General features: G+C 60.1%; 18 protein-coding genes. 11 read left to right on the top strand and 7 right to left on the bottom strand.

Annotated features, from left to right (window positions below; translation table 11 throughout):
* Nucleotides 1–3 precede the first annotated feature (3 nt).
* The 3 genes from mlaD to KW846_RS11935 are packed head-to-tail and all read right to left on the bottom strand — an operon-like array spanning nucleotide 4 to nucleotide 2,077.
* Entirely contained in the window at nucleotides 4–471 is a 468-nt protein-coding gene (mlaD, locus tag KW846_RS11945) for an outer membrane lipid asymmetry maintenance protein MlaD (protein WP_007970271.1), read from the bottom strand.
* Nucleotides 471–1,268, bottom strand: a complete 798-nt coding sequence (mlaE, locus tag KW846_RS11940; RefSeq protein ID WP_007970268.1) for a lipid asymmetry maintenance ABC transporter permease subunit MlaE — start codon at nucleotides 1,266–1,268, stop codon at nucleotides 471–473. The genes mlaD and mlaE overlap by 1 nt, the downstream gene beginning before the upstream one ends.
* Nucleotides 1,268–2,077 carry an ATP-binding cassette domain-containing protein gene (locus KW846_RS11935; RefSeq protein ID WP_116580970.1) on the bottom strand — a complete coding sequence of 270 codons (810 nt, stop codon included), beginning with the start codon at nucleotides 2,075–2,077 and terminating at the stop codon, nucleotides 1,268–1,270. The genes mlaE and KW846_RS11935 overlap by 1 nt, the downstream gene beginning before the upstream one ends.
* A 276-nt stretch (nucleotides 2,078–2,353) precedes the next feature.
* Between KW846_RS11935 and KW846_RS11930 the strand changes: the two genes are divergently transcribed.
* From KW846_RS11930 to KW846_RS11885, 10 genes are all read left to right on the top strand, one after another.
* Complete coding sequence (locus tag KW846_RS11930) at nucleotides 2,354–3,328, top strand: KpsF/GutQ family sugar-phosphate isomerase (RefSeq protein ID WP_218480085.1); 975 nt, start codon at nucleotides 2,354–2,356, stop codon at nucleotides 3,326–3,328.
* A complete protein-coding gene (locus tag KW846_RS11925; RefSeq protein ID WP_008018712.1) occupies nucleotides 3,328–3,852 on the top strand; it encodes an HAD family hydrolase in 525 nt (174 codons plus the stop codon). The genes KW846_RS11930 and KW846_RS11925 overlap by 1 nt, the downstream gene beginning before the upstream one ends.
* Before the next feature lie 7 nt (nucleotides 3,853–3,859).
* The gene (gene lptC, locus KW846_RS11920; protein WP_104450947.1) at nucleotides 3,860–4,432 is read left to right on the top strand and encodes an LPS export ABC transporter periplasmic protein LptC; all 573 of its coding nucleotides are present in this window, start codon (nucleotides 3,860–3,862) and stop codon (nucleotides 4,430–4,432) included.
* Complete coding sequence (gene lptA, locus KW846_RS11915; RefSeq protein ID WP_218482353.1) at nucleotides 4,419–4,967, top strand: lipopolysaccharide transport periplasmic protein LptA; 549 nt, start codon at nucleotides 4,419–4,421, stop codon at nucleotides 4,965–4,967. Before lptC ends, lptA begins: the two co-directional genes overlap by 14 nt.
* Nucleotides 4,967–5,692 (top strand): LPS export ABC transporter ATP-binding protein, encoded by a 726-nt coding sequence (gene lptB / locus KW846_RS11910; protein ID WP_046040048.1) that lies wholly within the window; start codon nucleotides 4,967–4,969, stop codon nucleotides 5,690–5,692. Before lptA ends, lptB begins: the two co-directional genes overlap by 1 nt.
* A 245-nt stretch (nucleotides 5,693–5,937) precedes the next feature.
* Complete coding sequence (locus KW846_RS11905) at nucleotides 5,938–7,431, top strand: RNA polymerase factor sigma-54 (protein ID WP_095944267.1); 1,494 nt, start codon at nucleotides 5,938–5,940, stop codon at nucleotides 7,429–7,431.
* A 74-nt stretch (nucleotides 7,432–7,505) separates the two neighbouring features.
* Nucleotides 7,506–7,814, top strand: coding sequence for a ribosome hibernation-promoting factor, HPF/YfiA family (gene hpf / locus KW846_RS11900; protein WP_007941242.1), 309 nt, complete (start codon nucleotides 7,506–7,508; stop codon nucleotides 7,812–7,814).
* Nucleotides 7,815–7,826: 12 nt separating this feature from the next.
* Complete coding sequence (ptsN, locus tag KW846_RS11895; RefSeq protein WP_218482352.1) at nucleotides 7,827–8,291, top strand: PTS IIA-like nitrogen regulatory protein PtsN; 465 nt, start codon at nucleotides 7,827–7,829, stop codon at nucleotides 8,289–8,291.
* Nucleotides 8,292–8,293: 2 nt separating this feature from the next.
* A complete protein-coding gene (gene rapZ, locus KW846_RS11890; RefSeq protein ID WP_218482351.1) occupies nucleotides 8,294–9,151 on the top strand; it encodes an RNase adapter RapZ in 858 nt (285 codons plus the stop codon).
* A gap of 15 nt (nucleotides 9,152–9,166) precedes the next feature.
* On the top strand, nucleotides 9,167–9,439 hold the full coding sequence (locus KW846_RS11885; RefSeq protein ID WP_007970256.1) for an HPr family phosphocarrier protein: 273 nt from the start codon (nucleotides 9,167–9,169) through the stop codon (nucleotides 9,437–9,439).
* A gap of 80 nt (nucleotides 9,440–9,519) precedes the next feature.
* Here the strand turns inward: KW846_RS11885 and pmbA are convergent, their stop codons facing one another.
* Nucleotides 9,520–10,866: a metalloprotease PmbA gene (gene pmbA / locus KW846_RS11880; RefSeq protein ID WP_007970255.1), complete on the bottom strand. Its 1,347-nt coding sequence runs from the start codon at nucleotides 10,864–10,866 to the stop codon at nucleotides 9,520–9,522.
* A 108-nt stretch (nucleotides 10,867–10,974) separates the two neighbouring features.
* Here pmbA and yjgA point away from each other — a divergent pair, with 108 nt between their 5' ends.
* On the top strand, nucleotides 10,975–11,499 hold the full coding sequence (gene yjgA, locus KW846_RS11875) for a ribosome biogenesis factor YjgA (protein ID WP_007970253.1): 525 nt from the start codon (nucleotides 10,975–10,977) through the stop codon (nucleotides 11,497–11,499).
* A 103-nt stretch (nucleotides 11,500–11,602) separates the two neighbouring features.
* On the opposite strand, the gene tldD is transcribed toward yjgA, so the two are convergent.
* From tldD to KW846_RS11860, 3 genes are all read right to left on the bottom strand, one after another.
* Nucleotides 11,603–13,045, bottom strand: coding sequence for a metalloprotease TldD (gene tldD / locus KW846_RS11870; RefSeq protein ID WP_007970251.1), 1,443 nt, complete (start codon nucleotides 13,043–13,045; stop codon nucleotides 11,603–11,605).
* A 12-nt stretch (nucleotides 13,046–13,057) separates the two neighbouring features.
* The gene (locus KW846_RS11865; protein WP_218482350.1) at nucleotides 13,058–13,912 is read right to left on the bottom strand and encodes a carbon-nitrogen hydrolase family protein; all 855 of its coding nucleotides are present in this window, start codon (nucleotides 13,910–13,912) and stop codon (nucleotides 13,058–13,060) included.
* A gap of 157 nt (nucleotides 13,913–14,069) precedes the next feature.
* Nucleotides 14,070–17,873 (bottom strand): YhdP family protein, encoded by a 3,804-nt coding sequence (locus KW846_RS11860; protein ID WP_218482349.1) that lies wholly within the window; start codon nucleotides 17,871–17,873, stop codon nucleotides 14,070–14,072.
* Nucleotides 17,874–17,944 lie beyond the last annotated feature (71 nt).

Genomic DNA, 17,944 nt, shown 5'->3' with positions numbered 1-17,944 from the left:
TCCTCATTTAGCTTCTTTGCTAACGGTATTGAGCAGGAATTTACCGATCAGGTCCTCGAGCACCAGCGATGACTGCGTGTCATGGATGGTTCCACCATCCTTGAGCAGGGTGTCTTCCCCGCCCACGCTGATACCGATGTACTTCTCACCCAACAACCCAGCAGTCAGGATAGATGCAGTGGAGTCCGCCGGCAGATTATCGATGCGTTTTTCCAGCTGCATGGTCACCCGACCGGTAAAGCTGTCGCGATCCAGATCGATGGCCGTGACCTTGCCGATGGTCACACCGGCCATGGTCACCTTTGCTCTGACAGTCAAACCGGCGATATTGTCGAAGTAGGCGTAAAGTTTATAGGTGTCGGTGCTCGGAGTCGGGGACAGCCCACTGACCCGCAACGCCAACAAGAGCAAAGCCAGGATGCCAGCCAGCAAGAAAAGGCCGACACCGATTTCCAGGGTGCGGTTTTGCATCAGAAATCTCCAAACATCAAGGCGGTCAGAATAAAGTCCAGGCCGAGCACTGCCAACGAGGCATAGACAACGGTCTTGGTAGTGGCACGACTGATCCCCTCGGAAGTGGGTTCGCAGTCATAGCCTTGGAATACGGCGATCCAGGTCACGACAAAGGCAAAGACGATGCTTTTGATGATCCCGTTGAGCACATCCTCAGTGAACGTCACGCTGTTCTGCATGTTCGACCAGTAGGAACCTTCATAGACCCCCAGCCAGTCGACAGCGACCCACGAGCCGCCCCAGATGCCCACCACGCTGAAAATCATCGCCAGCACCGGCAGGGAAATGAAGCCGGCCCACAAACGTGGCGCGATGATGTACTTGAGCGGGTCAACCCCGATCATTTCCAGGCTGGACAACTGCTCGGTGGACTTCATGTTGCCGATTTCCGCGGTCAACGCCGAACCGGCGCGCCCGGCGAACAGCAAGGCGGTCACCACCGGCCCCAGTTCTCGCAGCAGCGTCAGCGCAACCATCTGCCCGACAGCCTGCTCCGAACCATAGCTGGAAAGGATGTTGAAGCCCTGCAGCGCCAGCACCATGCCGATGAACACCCCGGAGACCACGATGATCACCAGGGACATCACGCCCACCGAATGCAGCTGCTTGACCAGCAGCCCGAAGCCGCCACCGATACCACCGCGACCAAGCAAGGCATGAAACAGGAACAGGGCCGAACGCCCGAACACCGCCAGCACATCGATGCCGGCCTGGCCGAAGCGGCGAACGCGCTCCATCAATGAAATTCTGCGCATCAGCGCTTCCCCAGAATATCTGCGCGGTAATCCGTCGCTGGAAAGTGGTACGGAACCGGGCCATCGGGGTCACCGGTCATGAACTGACGAATGCGCGGTTCATCCGAGTTCATCAATTCGTCCGGGGTACCCTGCCCCAACACCTGGCCATCGCCCACCACATAAATGTAATCGGCAATGCTCGCGGTCTCGGCCAGGTCGTGGGAAACCACGATGCTGGTGATGCCCAGCGCATCGTTGAGCAAGCGAATCAGGCGCACCAGAACGCCCATGGCAATGGGGTCCTGGCCGACAAAGGGTTCGTCGTACATGAGGATCTGTGGATCGAGCGCAATCGCCCGGGCCAGCGCAACACGGCGCTTCATGCCGCCGGATAGCTCGTCGGGCATCAGGTCGATGGCTCCGCGCAAACCGACGGCCTGCAATTTGAGCAGGACGATGTCACGGATCATTTCTTCCGGCAGTTGCGTATGAACCCGCAACGGGAACGCGACATTCTCGAAGACATCGAGGTCGGTAAACAGCGCGCCGCTCTGAAACAGCACGCCCATATGCTTGCGCGCATCGAACAGGTCGCTGCGCGACAGTTTCGGCAGGTTCTGGCCGTTGACCCAGACTTCGCCCTTGGTGGGGCGCAGCTGGGCGCCCATCAGGCGCAGAAGCGTAGTCTTGCCGCACCCGGAAGGCCCCATGATGCCGGTGACCTTGCCACGCGGGATACGGATATCGACATTATTGAAAATGCTGCGCGCACCGCGCTTGAAGGACAGTCCCTTCAGCTCGACCGCGTAGGCGTTATCGGCACTCATCTAAACTCCTTGCGATGCAGCCTCTCACTCGGACGCCTGGCTTTCTGACGAAAGCACATACCTCCCGGGCAGGCCGAACTGGCGGCGAACTATATCACTGCAAAGGCTGCACGCCCAAGGCCAAAGCCGAGTCATGTGCAACGGCAGGAGTGGTTCAAAGCCCCGTCTAGAGGGTTTCAGGTAACAAGGAATGACAATGCACGACGAACTTGCGTGAGGGATTCGATCATAACCGCTATAATCGCCGCCTTTTCATCAGGCTATACGATTTCTGACATGAGCCAATCCAGCGACCTGATTCAATCAGCACAACGCACCATCCGCCTCGAAGTAGAAGCCGTGCAAGGCCTGCTACCGCAAATCGACGCAGATTTCGTACGCGCTTGCGAGATGATTCTGGCCAGCAAAGGCCGCGTGGTCGTGGTCGGCATGGGCAAGTCGGGGCACATCGGCAACAAGATCGCCGCGACCCTGGCCAGCACCGGCACCACGGCATTTTTTGTGCACCCGGCGGAAGCCAGCCATGGTGACATGGGCATGATTACCCGCGACGACATCATTCTGGCGCTCTCGAATTCCGGCTCCACCAATGAAATCGTTACCCTGCTGCCACTGATCAAGCGCCTGGGCATACAGTTGATCAGCATGACCGGCAACCCTGATTCACCGCTGGCCAAGGCCGCCGAGGTCAACTTGAATGTTCACGTCGAACACGAAGCCTGCCCGCTGAACCTGGCACCCACCTCGTCGACCACCGCCGCACTGGTCATGGGCGACGCCCTGGCGGTCGCACTGCTGGAAGCTCGTGGCTTTACCGCCGAAGACTTCGCCTTTTCCCACCCTGGCGGCGCCCTGGGCCGACGCCTGCTGCTGAAAGTGGAAAATGTCATGCACGCCGGCCAGGAACTGCCGCAGGTCCAGCGCGGCACCCTGCTCAAGGACGCCTTGATGGAAATGACCCACAAGGGCCTGGGCATGACTGTCATCCTCGAGGCCGACGGCAAGCTGGCCGGAATCTTCACCGACGGTGATTTGCGCCGCACACTGGACCGCAGCATCGACATCCACAGTGTGGTCATCGACCAGGTCATGACGGCCCATGGCAAGACCGCCCGCGCCGAAATGCTGGCCGCCGAAGCACTGAAAATCATGGAAGACCATAAAATCAGCGCGCTGGTCGTGGTCGACAGCGAAGACCGCCCGGTCGGCGCCTTGAACATGCACGACTTGCTGCGTGCAGGAGTAATGTAATGAGTGCGGACCTGCTGCAACGCGGCAAACAGATCAAACTGGCGGTGTTCGATGTCGACGGCGTGCTGACCGATGGACGCCTGTACTTCCTCGAAGACGGCAGCGAATTCAAGACGTTCAACACGCTCGACGGCCAGGGCATCAAGATGCTGATGGCCGCTGGCGTGCAGACTGCGATCATCAGTGGCCGCAAGACCCCGGTGGTCGAGCGGCGGGCCAAAAACCTCGGCATCCCGCACCTGTATCAGGGCCGCGAAGATAAACTGGTGGTACTCGACGAGCTGCTGGCCCAACTGAATTTGAGCTATGAACAGGTAGCCTACCTCGGCGACGACCTGCCGGACCTGCCGGTGATTCGCCGCGTAGGCTTGGGCATGGCCGTGGCCAATGCCGCCAGTTTCGTGCGCGAACATGCTCACGGCATCACCCTCGCCCGCGGCGGCGAAGGTGCCGCTCGCGAGTTCTGCGAATTGATCCTGCGCGCCCAGGACCGCCTCGATGCGGCCAATGCGGCGTACCTGTGAGCCCGATATGCTGAGCAAAAAGTTTCGCAACACCCTGCTGTACAGTTGCATCGCGGCGATATTCGCCGCAGTTGGCTACTGGAACATCAGCCCGGAACGCTTCCTCGACAAGCCGGTAACGCCGGTCGATGAAAGCGCGATCGACTATTACGCCATCAACGCCCACAGCGTGCAGTACCTGCCGGACGGCAAGCTGCAATATGATCTGGTGTCCGACAAGGTCGAGCACCTGAAGGCGACCGAGGTGACACTGCTGACCAACCCCGACCTGAACGTGTTCCGCGGCACCGAGTTCCCGTGGCACGTCCAGAGCCTGCGCGGCGAGGTCAACCCTGACGGCACGCAGGTCGAGCTGATCGATGATGTGCGCATCACGCGCTTCGACGAGAAAAACCGCAAGACCCTGATCACCAGCACCCGCATGACCGTGTTCCCGCAGCAGCAATATGCGCAGACCGAGCAAGACGTTAGAATCGACGGCGCTGGCGGTGTATCGACTGGCAAGGGAATGAAAGCGTATTTGAAAGAAAGCAGGATACACCTGCTATCGAACGTAAGAGGACAGTATGAGGCTCGTTAAAACCCTCCCGATTTTGCTCAGTCTGGGCGCAGCACTGGGAAGCGTGAGCGCCTGGGCTCTGCCGGAAGACCAACAGCAGCCTATCCGCATTCAGGCCGACGATGCCCAACTGGACGACAAGCAAGGTATTGCTACCTACAAGGGTGACGTGATCATCACCCAAGGCTCGATGAAGGTGACAGGCAACACCGTTACCATCACCCGCACCCCGACTGGCGATATTGACGTAGTGACCTCGGTGGGCAACCTGGCGTACTTCGAGCAATTGCAGACGGCTGGCGATACCAAGCCTGTTCAGGGCTGGGGCGTGACCATTCAGTATCACGCCTCGCAAAATCGCGTCGTGTTGATCGACAAGGCCAAGGTTGTCGACAAGGACAACAACGTCACCCAAGGCGAGAAAATCGTCTACGACACCGAGAAGAAACTGGCCAGCGCCGGGCGCGCCACCGGCAGCAAGGTCACCGAGTCGCGTCCGCGCATCGACATGGTGATCCAGCCGAAGAAAAAAACCGACGAGAAAAAGGCCCAGTAATGGCAACTCTGAAAGCTCAGCATCTGGCCAAGAGCTACAAGAGCCGCCAGGTCGTGCGTGATGTCAGCCTGTCCATCGACAGCGGTCAGATCGTCGGCCTGCTTGGTCCGAACGGCGCCGGCAAGACCACTTGCTTCTACATGATCGTGGGCCTGGTGCAAGCCGACCAGGGCCGCGTTCTGATCGATGACCTGGACGTCAGCCACCAGCCGATGCACGGCCGCGCAAAAGCCGGTATCGGCTATTTGCCGCAAGAAGCATCGATCTTCCGCAAACTGTCGGTGGCCGACAACATCATGGCCATCCTCGAGACCCGCAAGGAGCTCGACAAGGCCGGTCGTCGCAAGGAGCTGGAAAGCCTGCTGCAGGAATTCCACATCAGCCACATCCGCGACAACCTCGGCATGAGCCTGTCCGGTGGTGAGCGCCGCCGCGTGGAAATCGCCCGCGCCTTGGCCACCAACCCGAAGTTCATCCTCCTCGATGAACCGTTTGCCGGCGTGGACCCGATTTCGGTCGGCGACATCAAACAGATCATTTACCACCTCAAGGCCAAAGGCATTGGCGTGCTGATCACGGACCACAACGTTCGTGAAACCCTGGATATCTGTGAAACCGCCTATATCGTCAACGACGGTCAACTGATCGCCGAAGGTGACGCAGAGACCATCCTGGCCAACAATCTGGTGAAGGAAGTGTACCTGGGCCATGAGTTCCGCCTGTAAACGCTGAGGCGTGCCCAGGCAACTGCCCGGGCACCCGTCTCGCGATTCATCGGCGCCTCATGCGAACCCGCGTGTTCAGCTCCCAACAAGGGCAGCACCGCAACACAAATTTATAGTTTTTTATTGTTACAGCGCTCTAGGCAAATCCTTCAGTTTCAGGCATATAATTTGCTTATGTTTGGCGCCCCGGCGCCCTGTAGTGGATGGCGCATGTGCGCCGGCGAATAAGGTGTTAAGCCCCTGCCATGAAACCATCGCTAGTCTTGAGAATGGGCCAGCAGCTGACGATGACACCTCAGCTGCAACAGGCCATCCGCCTGCTCCAATTGTCGACCCTGGACCTGCAACAGGAAATCCAGGAGGCCCTGGAGTCCAATCCGATGCTCGAACGCCAGGAAGAAGGCGACGACTTCGACAATTCCGACCCCTTGGCCGACAACGCCGAACAAAAACCCAACACCGACATCCAGGAACCCTCCTACCAGGAAAGCGCCCCGACGGTTGATAACCTCGAAGAGGGTGACTGGAACGAGCGCATCCCCAATGAACTCCCCGTCGACACCGCGTGGGAGGACGTTTACCAGACCAGCGCCAGCAGCCTGCCCAGCAATGACGATGACGAGTGGGACTTCACCACCCGCACCTCGGCCGGTGAAAGCCTGCAAAGCCACTTGCTGTGGCAGCTGAACCTGGCTCCGATGTCTGACACCGATCGCCTGATCGCCGTGACCCTGATCGACTGCATCAACAATCAGGGCTATCTGGACGAAACCCTCGAGGAAATCCTCGAAGCCTTCGACCCGGAACTGGACATCGAACTGGACGAAATCGAAGCCGTCCTACACCGCATCCAGCAATTCGAGCCTGCGGGCATCGGCGCACGCAACCTGGGCGAATGCCTGCTGCTGCAATTGCGTCAGTTGCCAGCCAAGACCCCTTGGCTGGCTGAAGCCAAGCGCCTTGTCACCGATTACATCGACCTGCTTGGCAGCCGCGACTACAGCCAGTTGATGCGCCGCATGAAGCTCAAGGAAGATGAGCTGCGCCAGGTCATAGAGCTGGTCCAGAGCCTCAACCCGCGCCCGGGCTCGCAGATCGAGTCCACCGAAGCCGAGTACGTCGTTCCTGACGTAATCGTACGCAAGGACAACGAGCGCTGGCTGGTGGAGCTGAATCAGGAGTCGGTGCCACGGCTGCGGGTCAACGCCCAGTACGCCGGTTTTGTGCGCCGCGCCGATACCAGCGCCGACAACACTTTCATGCGCAATCAGTTACAGGAGGCCCGCTGGTTCATCAAGAGCCTGCAGAGCCGCAATGAAACCCTGATGAAGGTTGCCACCCAGATCGTGGAGCATCAGCGCGGTTTCCTCGAATATGGCGACGAAGCCATGAAGCCGCTCGTCCTGCATGACATCGCCGAAGCGGTCGGCATGCATGAGTCGACGATTTCACGGGTGACCACCCAGAAGTTCATGCACACCCCCCGGGGCATCTATGAACTGAAATACTTTTTCTCCAGTCACGTAAGCACCTCCGAAGGCGGCGAATGCTCGTCCACGGCGATCCGGGCGATCATCAAAAAACTGGTTGCCGCGGAAAATCAGAAAAAGCCGTTGAGTGACAGCAAGATCGCTGGTTTACTGGAGGCACAAGGCATTCAGGTGGCTCGCCGCACCGTCGCCAAGTACCGCGAATCCCTAGGGATCGCGCCTTCGAGCGAACGCAAGCGGTTGATGTAGAGCCACGCCACAGCGTTCCAGTGGTAGATCATCTGATCTACCGCTTTATGCACTGGCAACGAAGGAGAAGCTGTATGCAAGTCAACATCAGTGGACACCAACTGGAAGTGACCGAACCTCTTCGCACCTACATCGGCGAAAAACTCGAACGATTGGAGCGACATTTCGACAAGATCACTAACGTGCAGGTCACGATGACCGTCGAGAAGCTGAAGCAGAAAATCGAAGCCACGCTGCATATTCCCGGGAATGAAGTGGTCGCCAATGCGGAACATACCGATATGTACGCTGCGATCGATGCACTCACCGACAAGCTTGATAAACAACTCAAAAAGCATAAGGAAAAGACCCAGAGCCTCCTTCAGGGCGCAACCGGTCGTTAACACTCCCAACCCATGATCCGACTTGAAAGTATCCTGACCCCCGGCCGTTCCCTCGTGAACGTGCCGGGCGGCAGTAAAAAGAAAGCCCTCGAACAAATTGCCAATCTGATCGCCCGCGAAGTGCCGGCTCTGGAGATGCAAGATGTCTTCGAGGCGCTGATTGCCCGTGAAAAACTCGGTTCCACCGGTTTTGGCAACGGCATCGCTATTCCACACTGCCGTCTCAAGGGTTGTGTATCGCCCATCAGTGCATTGATGCACCTGGACGCCCCAATCGATTTCGACGCCATCGACGGCGCGCCGGTTGACCTGCTGTTCGTTCTGCTGGTCCCGCAAGCCGCTACCGATGCGCACCTTGAGCTGCTGCGACAGATCGCCAGCATGCTCGACCGCAAGGATGTTCGCGAAAAACTGCGTCATGCCGCAAGCAACGAAGCCCTGTATCAGGTTGTTCTGGACGAGCAAAACGGTCAGTAATCATGCGCTTGATCATCGTCAGTGGCCGTTCCGGCTCGGGTAAAAGTACCGCCCTCAATGTTCTTGAGGACAACGGCTACTACTGCATCGACAATCTGCCTGCCGGCCTGCTGCCGGAACTGGCCGAACGAGCGTTGATTCATACCGAGCTGATGCAGCCGCTGGTGGCCGTTTCCATTGACGCGCGCAACCTGCCCAGCCACCTGTCACGCTTCCCCGAGCTGCTCGAAGAAGTCCGCAGCCGCCACATTCAGTGCGATGTCCTGTACCTGGACGCCGACGAAGAAACCCTGCTCAAGCGCTTCTCGGAAACCCGCCGGCGTCACCCCCTGACCAACGCCAACCGCTCGCTGGCCGAAGCCATCAACGTTGAAAGTGTTCTGCTCGGTCCGATTGCCGACCTCGCCGATCTGAAGATCAACACCACCAGCCTGAACCTGTATCAGCTGCGCGACGCCATCAAACTGCGTCTGTTGAATCAGCCCGAGCCGGGCACTGCGTTCCTGGTGGAATCCTTCGGATTCAAGCGTGGTATGCCGGTGGACGCCGACCTGGTGTTCGATGTGCGCTGCCTGCCCAACCCTTACTGGAAACCGGAATTGCGCGAGCAGTCCGGGCTCGATCAACCGGTTGCCGATTACCTGGCGGCACAGCCGGATGTGGAAGAGATGTTCCAGGACATTTCCACATACCTGCTAAAGTGGCTGCCTCGTTTTGCCGCCAGCAACCGCGCCTACGTCACCATTGCCATTGGCTGCACTGGCGGACACCACCGCTCCGTCTACCTGACCGAGCGTCTGGGGCAGGTGCTGCAAAAAACCCTGAAGAACGTCCAGGTTCGCCACCGCGACCTCAGCTAAAGGATTCACATCGCGATGCCTGCTCTGGAAATCGAAATCATCAATAAACTGGGCCTGCACGCCCGTGCTTCTGCAAAATTCGTTGGGGTCGCAGGTCAGTTCCCGTGCCAGATCCGGGCCGGTCGCACACCAGAATCCATGGTCGATGGCAAAAGCATCATGGCGATGATGATGCTGGCCGCCGGCAAAGGCACCACGATCCACTTGAGCACAGAAGGCGAGCAGGAACAGGAAGCACTGGATGCGCTGGTGGCGTTGATCAACAACTTCTTCGACGAAGGCGAATAAAGATCAAAAGATCGCAGCCTGCGGCAGTTCCTACAGTGGTTTGCGCCGAAAGCTGCGATCTTTTTGTATAACGGGGAGGCTTAGCTGCCCGCCACCGTCATCCGCTCGATCAGTACCGAGCCTGTACGAATGTTGCTACGCAACTCAAGATCATTACCCACGGCAACGATCTGCTTGAACATGTCGCGCATGTTGCCGGCAATGGTCACTTCCTGGACCGCGAACTGGATTTCGCCGTTCTCGACCCAGTAACCCGCCGCGCCGCGGGAATAGTCACCGGTCACCATGTTCAGGCCCTGCCCCATCAGTTCAGTCACCAACAGCCCGCGCCCCATACGCCGCAGCAAGGCCGCCTGGTCTTCCTCGCCATGGGTGACGAACAGGTTGTGCACGCCGCCGGCATTGGCGGTGCTCGGCATGCCGAGCTTGCGGCCGGAGTAGGTGCCGAGGATGTACGACACCAACTCGCCTTTTTCGACGAACGGCTTGGCGTAGGTTGCCAGACCATCACCATCGAACGCCGCACTGCCCATGGCACGCATCAAGTGTGGGCGCTCGTCGATGGTCAGCCACTCCGGAAACAGCTTCTGCCCCAGCGTGCCTTCAAGGAACGACGACTTGCGATACAGGCTGCCGCCGGAAATCGCCGACAGGAAACTGCCGAACAGGCCACCCGCCAACTCTGCGGAAAACAGCACCGGCACCTCGCAGGTCGGCACCGGGCGCGCGCCCAGACGGCTTGCCGCCCGTTGCGCGGCACGCTGGCCGATGCTCACTGGATCGGCCAGCAAGTTGCCCTGACGGTTCACGTCGTACCAGTAATCACGCTGCATCTGGCCATCCGCTTCAGCAATCATCACGCAGCTGAGGCTGTGGCGAGTCGAGGCATAACCACCGATAAACCCGTGACTGTTGCCATAAACGCGGCAGCCCTGATGGGTGCTGAGGGTGGTACCGTCGGCGTTCTTGATCCGGCTGTCGGCGGCAAACGCCGCGGCTTCACAGGTCAGGGCCTGCTCGATGGCTTGCTCCGGCGTGATGTCCCACTGGTGAAAGAGGTCGAAATCCTGAAGATCCCGCGCCATCAACGCGGCATCGGCGAGGCCCGAGGCTTCATCTTCCGAGGTGTGTTTGGCGATAGCCAGAGCAGCGGCCACCGTTTCGCGAATCGCTTCCGGACCGCTGGCCGACGTGCTGGCCGAGCCCTTGCGCTGACCTACGTACAGGGTGATGCCAAAACCCTGATCGCGGTTGAACTCAACCGTTTCGACTTCACGCTGGCGCACCGACGTCGAAAGGCCCTGTTCCAGGGAGACGGCCACTTCACAGGCGCTGGCTCCCTGGCGCCTGGCTTCAGCGATGATCTGCTCGACCTGTTCCTGCAGTGCCGGCAATGCTTGTGGGCCGACGCTTTCAACTGCACTCATGCTGTTCTCCACTCAAATTCTGCTTTCGGTAACGGTCATCGAGCGACCGGGCCGGACAAGCGGCCCCCGACTGGTTATCATGGCGACGTTTCTTTGCGGACTGCCACCATGGTTGATTCTTACGACGACTCCCTCGATACGGGAGAAAAAAGCAAATCCCAGGTCAAACGCGAGCTGCATGCTCTGGTTGACCTCGGCGAGCGCCTTACAACGCTCAAGCCTGACTTGCTCAACAAACTGCCATTGACCGACGGATTGCGCCGGGCCCTGGCCGATGCGCCCAAGCACACCGCGAATATCGCGCGTAAACGGCACCTTCAGTTCATCGGCAAACTGATGCGCGATCAGGACACTGACGCGATTCTGGTTCTGCTCGATCAACTCGATGCCTCCACCCGTCAATACAACGAACGCTTCCATAACCTGGAACGCTGGCGCGATCGTCTGATTGCCGGTGACGACGCCGTACTGGAAAAATTCGTCGTCGAATATCCCGACGCGGATCGCCAGCAACTGCGCTCCCTGATCCGTCAGGCCCAGCATGAGGTTGCGCAAAACAAGCCTCCTGCTTCCAGCCGTAAAATCTTCAAGTACATCCGTGAGCTGGACGAGACTCAACGCGGACTGCGTTAAGTCATCGCAGCCCTTGTAGGAGCTGCCGAAGGCTGCAATCTTTGCTTTTTAAAGATCAAAAGATCGCAGCCTTCGGCAGCTCCTACAAAGGCGGTGTATCTCCTTACGACCCCGTGCCACCCACGGTGATCGCATCAATCTTCAGCGTTGGCTGGCCGACACCCACCGGCACCGACTGCCCATCCTTGCCACATGTGCCCACGCCGCTGTCCAGCGACAGATCATTACCGACCATCGACACCTTGCTCATGGCTTCCGGCCCGTTGCCGATCAGGGTCGCGCCCTTGACCGGAGCGGTGATCTTGCCGTCCTCGATCAGGTACGCCTCGCTGGTGGAGAACACGAACTTGCCGCTGGTGATGTCCACCTGACCGCCGCCGAGGTTGGCGCAATAAATGCCGCGTTTCACCGAGGCGATGATTTCTTGCGGATCGCTTTCGCCGGCAAGCATGTAGGTGTTGGTCATGCGCGGCATCGGAAGGTGCGCGTAAGACTCGCGACGACCGTTGCCGGTGCGCGCCACACCCATCAGACGGGCGTTGAGCTTGTCCTGCATGTAGCCCTTGAGTACGCCGTTTTCGATCAACGTGGTGCACTCGGTCGGCGTGCCTTCGTCATCGACGCTCAACGAACCGCGACGACCGGCCAGGGTGCCGTCATCGACGATGGTGCACAGCTTGGAGGCAACCATCTCGCCCATGCGCCCGCTATAAGCCGAGCTGCCCTTGCGGTTGAAGTCGCCTTCCAGACCATGCCCGACGGCTTCGTGCAGCAGCACGCCCGACCAGCCGGAGCCGAGCACCACCGGCAAGGTACCGGCAGGCGCCGGAATGGCTTCAAGGTTGACCAGCGCCTGGCGCAACGCTTCACGGGCATAGCCCATGGCGCGGTCTTCGCCGAGGAAATAGCGGTAATCGGTCCGGCCGCCACCGCCATGACCGCCGCGCTCGCGGCGACCGTTCTGCTCGACGATCACGCTGACGTTGAAGCGCACCAGCGGACGTACATCCGCCGCCAGTCCACCGTCGGTGGACGCCACCAGGATCCGCTCCCAGACACCGGCCATGCTCACGGTAACCTGCTGGATGCGTGGGTCGAGGGCGCGGGTCGCGGCGTCGACGCGCTTGAGCAAATCGACCTTTTCGGCACGGGTCAGCACTTCCAGGGGGTTGTCCGGCGCATACAACTGCGCGACATCCTGGCTGGTAAAGGCCTGTACAGTACCGTGCTGCCCGGCCCGGGAGATCGAACGGGCGGCACGCGCCGCCGCACCCAGGGCTTCAAGGGTGATGGCATTGCTGTAGGCAAAACCGGTTTTCTCACCCGATTGCGCACGCACGCCGACACCCTGGTCAAGGTTGAAGCTGCCTTCCTTGACGATGCCGTCTTCCAGCGCCCAGGACTCGGAGATCTGCCCCTGGAAATACAGGTCGGCGGCATCGATGCCCGGCCCGGCCAGGTCGCCGAGCACGCCTTGCAGGCTCTCGATCGTGACGCCACCGGGCGCCAGCAGGTGTTCACTGACTGAGGACAACAACTCGCTCATATGCTTTACGCCTTAAATTCGTGTTTCTGATGCAGGCCGCTGGGCGCCCTGCGAGAAAAAGCGCCGGTGACTGGACACCGGCATCCGCGCCCGGATGGACGCCTGTTCGCTGCTGTCGCGTTCGGCCAGCAGCACAGCCTCGCCTTGATCCTGTTGTGCCAGCACCCGCCCCCACGGGTCGACGATGGCGGCATGCCCGAAGGTTTCCCGCGACCCCGGATGTGTGCCGCCCTGGGCAGCCGCAAGCACATAACATTGGGTCTCGATGGCCCGCGCACGAATCAGCACATCCCAATGCGCCGCGCCGGTCACCGCCGTGAAGGCCGAGGGAGCGGTAATCAGTTCCGCGCCGGCAGCACGCAGTTCGCTGTACAGCTCGGGAAAGCGCAGGTCATAGCAGACCGTCAGGCCGACCCGGCCAACCGGAGTGTCCGCCACGACCACACCGCTGCCATAAGCATAGTCATCGGACTCACGGTAACGGCCACGATTGTCCGCCACATCCACATCGAACAGGTGCAGCTTGTCGTAACGCGCCACTGTTTCGCCCTGGTCATCAACCAGCAACGAACAGGCATGCGCCTTGGCCGCCGGCTGATCCACCGGCGGCAACGGCAACGTGCCGGCCACTATCCATAACTTGAGGTCGCGTGCGGTCTGTTTCAACCAGGGCAGGATCGGGCCTTCGCCCAGGGCTTCGGCGCGCCCGATGTCGGCAACGTCGCGCCGGCCCATGGCGGCGAAATTTTCCGGCAATACCGCGAGTTTCGCGCCGCCGGCGGCCGCTTGCTCGAGCAGTCGACGGGCCTGGGCCAGATTGGCCAGCACATCGCTCTGGCTGACCATTTGAATCACCGCTACAGACATGGCCTTTTCCCTATTGAAACAATGCGTTCCTGTAGGAGCTGCCGCAGGCTGCGATCTTTTGATCTTGAAAAACAAAGGTAAAAAGATCGCAGCCTGCGGCAGCTCCTACAGGTGAACCGTACAGCCATGCTACTCCATAGGTCTGGAAAATGGTTTTTCAAAAAGCCTTGTCGAAGGTGATTTTCGGTTCTTTCCACGGCCCTTTGACGGTGTACTTCACACTGGCGAAACGGGAGACCCGGTCACCGATCAGCTTGTCGATCAGGAACAACGCCCCGCCGACCGCCGGTGCGCCGACGATCAGCGCGGCAATCGGCAGGTTATTGGTCACCGGCAGGGTCACCATCAGTTTCGCATCGATCTGATCGGCCACCATGTTCAGCGTGCCGTCGAGTTCGATGGTGCTCGACGGGCCAGTCAGCTGGATTGGCTGACGGGTGACATACACACCATTCGTCCCGACCAGCAGCCCCTTGACCCGGTCATAGCTCAGGCCTTTGCCGAACAGGTCGGAGAAGTCCAGGCGCAGGCGCCGGCCGATGGAGTTGAAGTTGAGCAAACCAAACACCCGAAGGGCCTGGGCACTGCCTTCGACTTCGACGAACTGGCCCTGATTGAGTGTCGCATCCAGCGATCCGGAGAAACGCTTGGTCGCCACCCACGCCGGTGAGCCGGGCCAGCGGCCATCGACATCCATATAAAAGTCGCGGCTGGTGACACTCGGCGCAAATCCCCAGCCCTTGAGCACATCGGCGAGGTTCTTGCCGCTGATGCGGCCTTTGTACCAGCTGTTGCTGGCGCCGGGCACGCCTTCCCAGCCACCATTGCCCACCAGCAACATGCCCTTGAGTCCCAGATCCAGCGAGTTGAACACAATACCCCTGGCCGTCGGGCGAACCTTCAGCGACCAGGTACCGACCAGATCCTGGCCCTGGAATAACTGATTGATCGTGATGTCCATTGCCGGGATTTTCGTCGGGTCCACCGACGCCAACGGATCCGGCGAGTTCTCATCGGCCAGCACGGTCGGGTCCGGTGCCGGCAGGCGCACGGTTTGCAGATTGATCGCGATTGGCGTGGCCTTCGAATCGGGCAGGTTGGCGCTGCCCTTGACCTGCTCGCTGTCGAGTTGCAGCGCCCAGGCGGAGGATTTGCGCGCCAGCTGGATCGAAGCCTGATCGAGCGTGGTGCCGATACCGCTGAGCTTGCCCACCTTGAAATCCGCACCGCTGAGCAATTGCTTGGCGCTGCCGCCGGGGTCCTGCCCGGCGTATTTATCCACCAGATCCTTCCACGGACCTACGTCCAGTTCCGACAACACGCCCCGTACCCGCAGACCTTTGGTGCCCGGCAACACGGCCTCGCCGCCACCGAGGAACAAGTCCCCGCGACCGTCGGCGAAATTGCTGGCCGGGGCCGCAAACGTGAAACTCGCCAGATCCCCGTAGTTGACCCAATAGCGCCGCTCGTCGCCCTGCAACGTCATACGAAATGTCGTGTCGCGCCCGGCATCCGCGGCCATGCCGAAGGGCGCAGGCAAATCGACCGCCACGCCCCTGAGGTTGGAGTTGACCAGCAATTGGCTGTCGGGGCCATTGAGGGTCAGTTGCAGGTGATAAGGGATCACGCCACTCACCGGCAGAGGCTGGGTCACCTTCAGCCATTCGGTCAACTTCTTGACCTCGACCTGGCCCGACGCGGTCACCCGGGTATTGAGCTTACCCGGGCTGCCATCGGCAAAAATCTGTGCAGTGACCGGCTTGTCGAATGCCCGGGCGCTGATGTGCTGCCCGCTCAGGCCTTTGGCGCTGTCGAAACGGAAGTCACCTTTGAGCTGGGTCAGCTCCAGCACCGGTTCGGCGAGTTTCAAGCGTGCCTTGGCGGTCTTGAAGTCGACGAGGATCTTCGGTTCCTCGCCTTTTGCCAGCGGAATATCCAGCTTCAACTTGCCGGTCAGCTCACCCTCGCCTTCCCAGCCGGCAAAGGTCGCCCCAGTGCCGATTGGCGCTTCCTGAAGGATTTTCAGGCCATCGCCCAAACCACCGGCAAATCCGCCCTCGAGGAACAAATGAACGTTCTGCCCGGCAGGCACATGGGGAATGTTGACGTAAACATCCCTGACCTGGGTGTCGAGCAACTGGCCTTTGCTGGCCAGGATCCGCACGCCGCTGTCTTCGACAAACACGTCGCCGCTGACCTTGCTGACATGGGGCCAGCCCGGCTGGAAGGCCAGTTCGGCATCGTGAACCTTGAAGTACAGGCTGATGCTGCGATCGACGTCGGCGGCACCGTGGCTGAGCGACCCTTGATACTGGAAGAAGCCCTGGTCCACCGCGCCCTTGAGAATCGCCGTGCGCAGCCATTCATCCAGCCCCGGGCTGAGGACCGTCGGCAAGTACTTGGCGGTGTAGCGACCGTCACCGTCCACCAGGCCAACCCGCAGGTCCATGTAGTCTTCCTGGGTGTCATCGAAATGCAGGCGAATCAGGAAATCGCCGGCAATCTTGCCCTCCTCGCCCAGCACCTTCAGGTACGGCGCAATCAGGGTGAAGCCTTCTTTATCGAGTTTCCAGGTCAGCCGCGCGTTGGCCTGGATGTACTGCCATGGCTTGGCGAAAATCGGGTCCAGGTGCAGCATGAAATCCTTGCTGTCCATACGCAGTTCGCCGTGCCCCAGGTCACCGCTGATGCTGCCGCTGACATTTCGCGCCGCCGGCGCACCGTGATAGGCATCGAAGCCCACCTGGTCGAGGTTGGCGGCAAAGCTGAACTTGCTGTCGTCGGTAGCATTGGGTCGCACGTCGATCAATACATTGCGCAGTCCGCCCTGCACCTTGAGCCGCTCGACAACGGTGGCAAAGCCTTTCGGAAACGGCGCCAGGGCATTTAGCAGCGGCGTGAGCGGGGTCAGGTCGACCCGGTCGGCCTGTAGATGCCAGAGTTCTTCGGTCTTGTCGGTGGCGGCGCTTTGCTTGAGCTGCAAATGCGTTTCCCAGCGGACGTCGCCCAGATTCATTGCCAGGGAATCCAGGGTCACCTGCATGCCTTCGGCACTGCGCTGGAAGTAACCATTGAGCGCCAGGTTGTTGATCTGGATCGGCTTGCGCTCGGCGTAGGCGCCCTTGAGTTGTGGCGCGTTCAAGCGCACTGCAGCGCTTTGCAAGACGCCTTTGCCCCAGGTCAGCCAAAGCTCGCCGCCGGCCTTGATCTCGGAGAAATTCCATTGCTGGCTGACGCGCTCGGGCAGCCACTTCGACCAGTCGCTTTGCGGCAGGCTCAGGTAGAACTCGGCTTCACCGTCCTGCCATTGACTGGCTCGAATGCGGGTACGCAGGCTCATGGCCACAGGCTGGCCGTCGGGCAGGGTCAGGCGGGCGTCGAGACGCTGCCGCGACGCACCGGTTTTCAGATTCAGGCCGACGTAGGTCAGGGTCAGCGGCGAATGTGCAAAGGGCTGCAAGGTCACCTGGCTGTCGAGTACCGACAGTTGCTGGATCATCTGCATGCGATTGAGCAATTGTTCCGGATCGGTCGGCTGATCCTGTTGCACCGGCAAACCTTCCAGCGCCCATTGACCGTCGTCGCCCTCCTTGACGCTGATCCTCAGGCCGCTGAGCTCCAGATGAGCGATGCGTACCTGACGTGCCAACAGACTGGCCCAAAGGTCCGGCACCGCGCGCACCTGATCCAGGTGCAGGGCATTGGCGCCCTCGCCGACGGTCACGTCGTGCGCCATCAATACGGGGGCGAATCCACTCCAGTTGCCTTCCAGTTCTCCGATTTGCAGCGGCATGCCCAAGGCATCGCTGGCTTTGGTTTCGATATCGGCACGGTACTCAGCGACCAGCGGCGTCAGCTCCCGGCCAAGGCTGACGTAGAGCGCCATCAACACCAAAACCAACGCGCACAGGCCCAGACCCCAGCGGGTCAGTGCGGCCAAAATGCGTGTCAGACGGTCCATGTCAGATGGCCCCCATGGCAAAAGTTTTGCAAAAAGCTGAGGCCAGCCATTCTCGAATAATCAAAACGAAA

Origin of the sequence: Pseudomonas sp. PDM32 (assembly GCF_019219225.1) — a bacterium.
Taxonomy (GTDB): Bacteria; Pseudomonadota; Gammaproteobacteria; order Pseudomonadales; family Pseudomonadaceae; genus Aquipseudomonas; species Aquipseudomonas laurylsulfatiphila.
This window is presented reverse-complemented; position numbering and strand designations above follow the sequence as displayed.

Coding starts and splice junctions, on each gene's coding strand:
- mlaD (WP_007970271.1), bottom strand. CDS start 471: ATGCAAAACCGCACCCTGGAAATCGGTGTCGGCCTTTTCTTGCTGGCT.
- mlaE (WP_007970268.1), bottom strand. CDS start 1,268: ATGCGCAGAATTTCATTGATGGAGCGCGTTCGCCGCTTCGGCCAGGCC.
- KW846_RS11935 (WP_116580970.1), bottom strand. CDS start 2,077: ATGAGTGCCGATAACGCCTACGCGGTCGAGCTGAAGGGACTGTCCTTC.
- KW846_RS11930 (WP_218480085.1), top strand. CDS start 2,354: ATGAGCCAATCCAGCGACCTGATTCAATCAGCACAACGCACCATCCGC.
- KW846_RS11925 (WP_008018712.1), top strand. CDS start 3,328: ATGAGTGCGGACCTGCTGCAACGCGGCAAACAGATCAAACTGGCGGTG.
- lptC (WP_104450947.1), top strand. CDS start 3,860: ATGCTGAGCAAAAAGTTTCGCAACACCCTGCTGTACAGTTGCATCGCG.
- lptA (WP_218482353.1), top strand. CDS start 4,419: ATGAGGCTCGTTAAAACCCTCCCGATTTTGCTCAGTCTGGGCGCAGCA.
- lptB (WP_046040048.1), top strand. CDS start 4,967: ATGGCAACTCTGAAAGCTCAGCATCTGGCCAAGAGCTACAAGAGCCGC.
- KW846_RS11905 (WP_095944267.1), top strand. CDS start 5,938: ATGAAACCATCGCTAGTCTTGAGAATGGGCCAGCAGCTGACGATGACA.
- hpf (WP_007941242.1), top strand. CDS start 7,506: ATGCAAGTCAACATCAGTGGACACCAACTGGAAGTGACCGAACCTCTT.
- ptsN (WP_218482352.1), top strand. CDS start 7,827: ATGATCCGACTTGAAAGTATCCTGACCCCCGGCCGTTCCCTCGTGAAC.
- rapZ (WP_218482351.1), top strand. CDS start 8,294: ATGCGCTTGATCATCGTCAGTGGCCGTTCCGGCTCGGGTAAAAGTACC.
- KW846_RS11885 (WP_007970256.1), top strand. CDS start 9,167: ATGCCTGCTCTGGAAATCGAAATCATCAATAAACTGGGCCTGCACGCC.
- pmbA (WP_007970255.1), bottom strand. CDS start 10,866: ATGAGTGCAGTTGAAAGCGTCGGCCCACAAGCATTGCCGGCACTGCAG.
- yjgA (WP_007970253.1), top strand. CDS start 10,975: ATGGTTGATTCTTACGACGACTCCCTCGATACGGGAGAAAAAAGCAAA.
- tldD (WP_007970251.1), bottom strand. CDS start 13,045: ATGAGCGAGTTGTTGTCCTCAGTCAGTGAACACCTGCTGGCGCCCGGT.
- KW846_RS11865 (WP_218482350.1), bottom strand. CDS start 13,912: ATGTCTGTAGCGGTGATTCAAATGGTCAGCCAGAGCGATGTGCTGGCC.
- KW846_RS11860 (WP_218482349.1), bottom strand. CDS start 17,873: ATGGACCGTCTGACACGCATTTTGGCCGCACTGACCCGCTGGGGTCTG.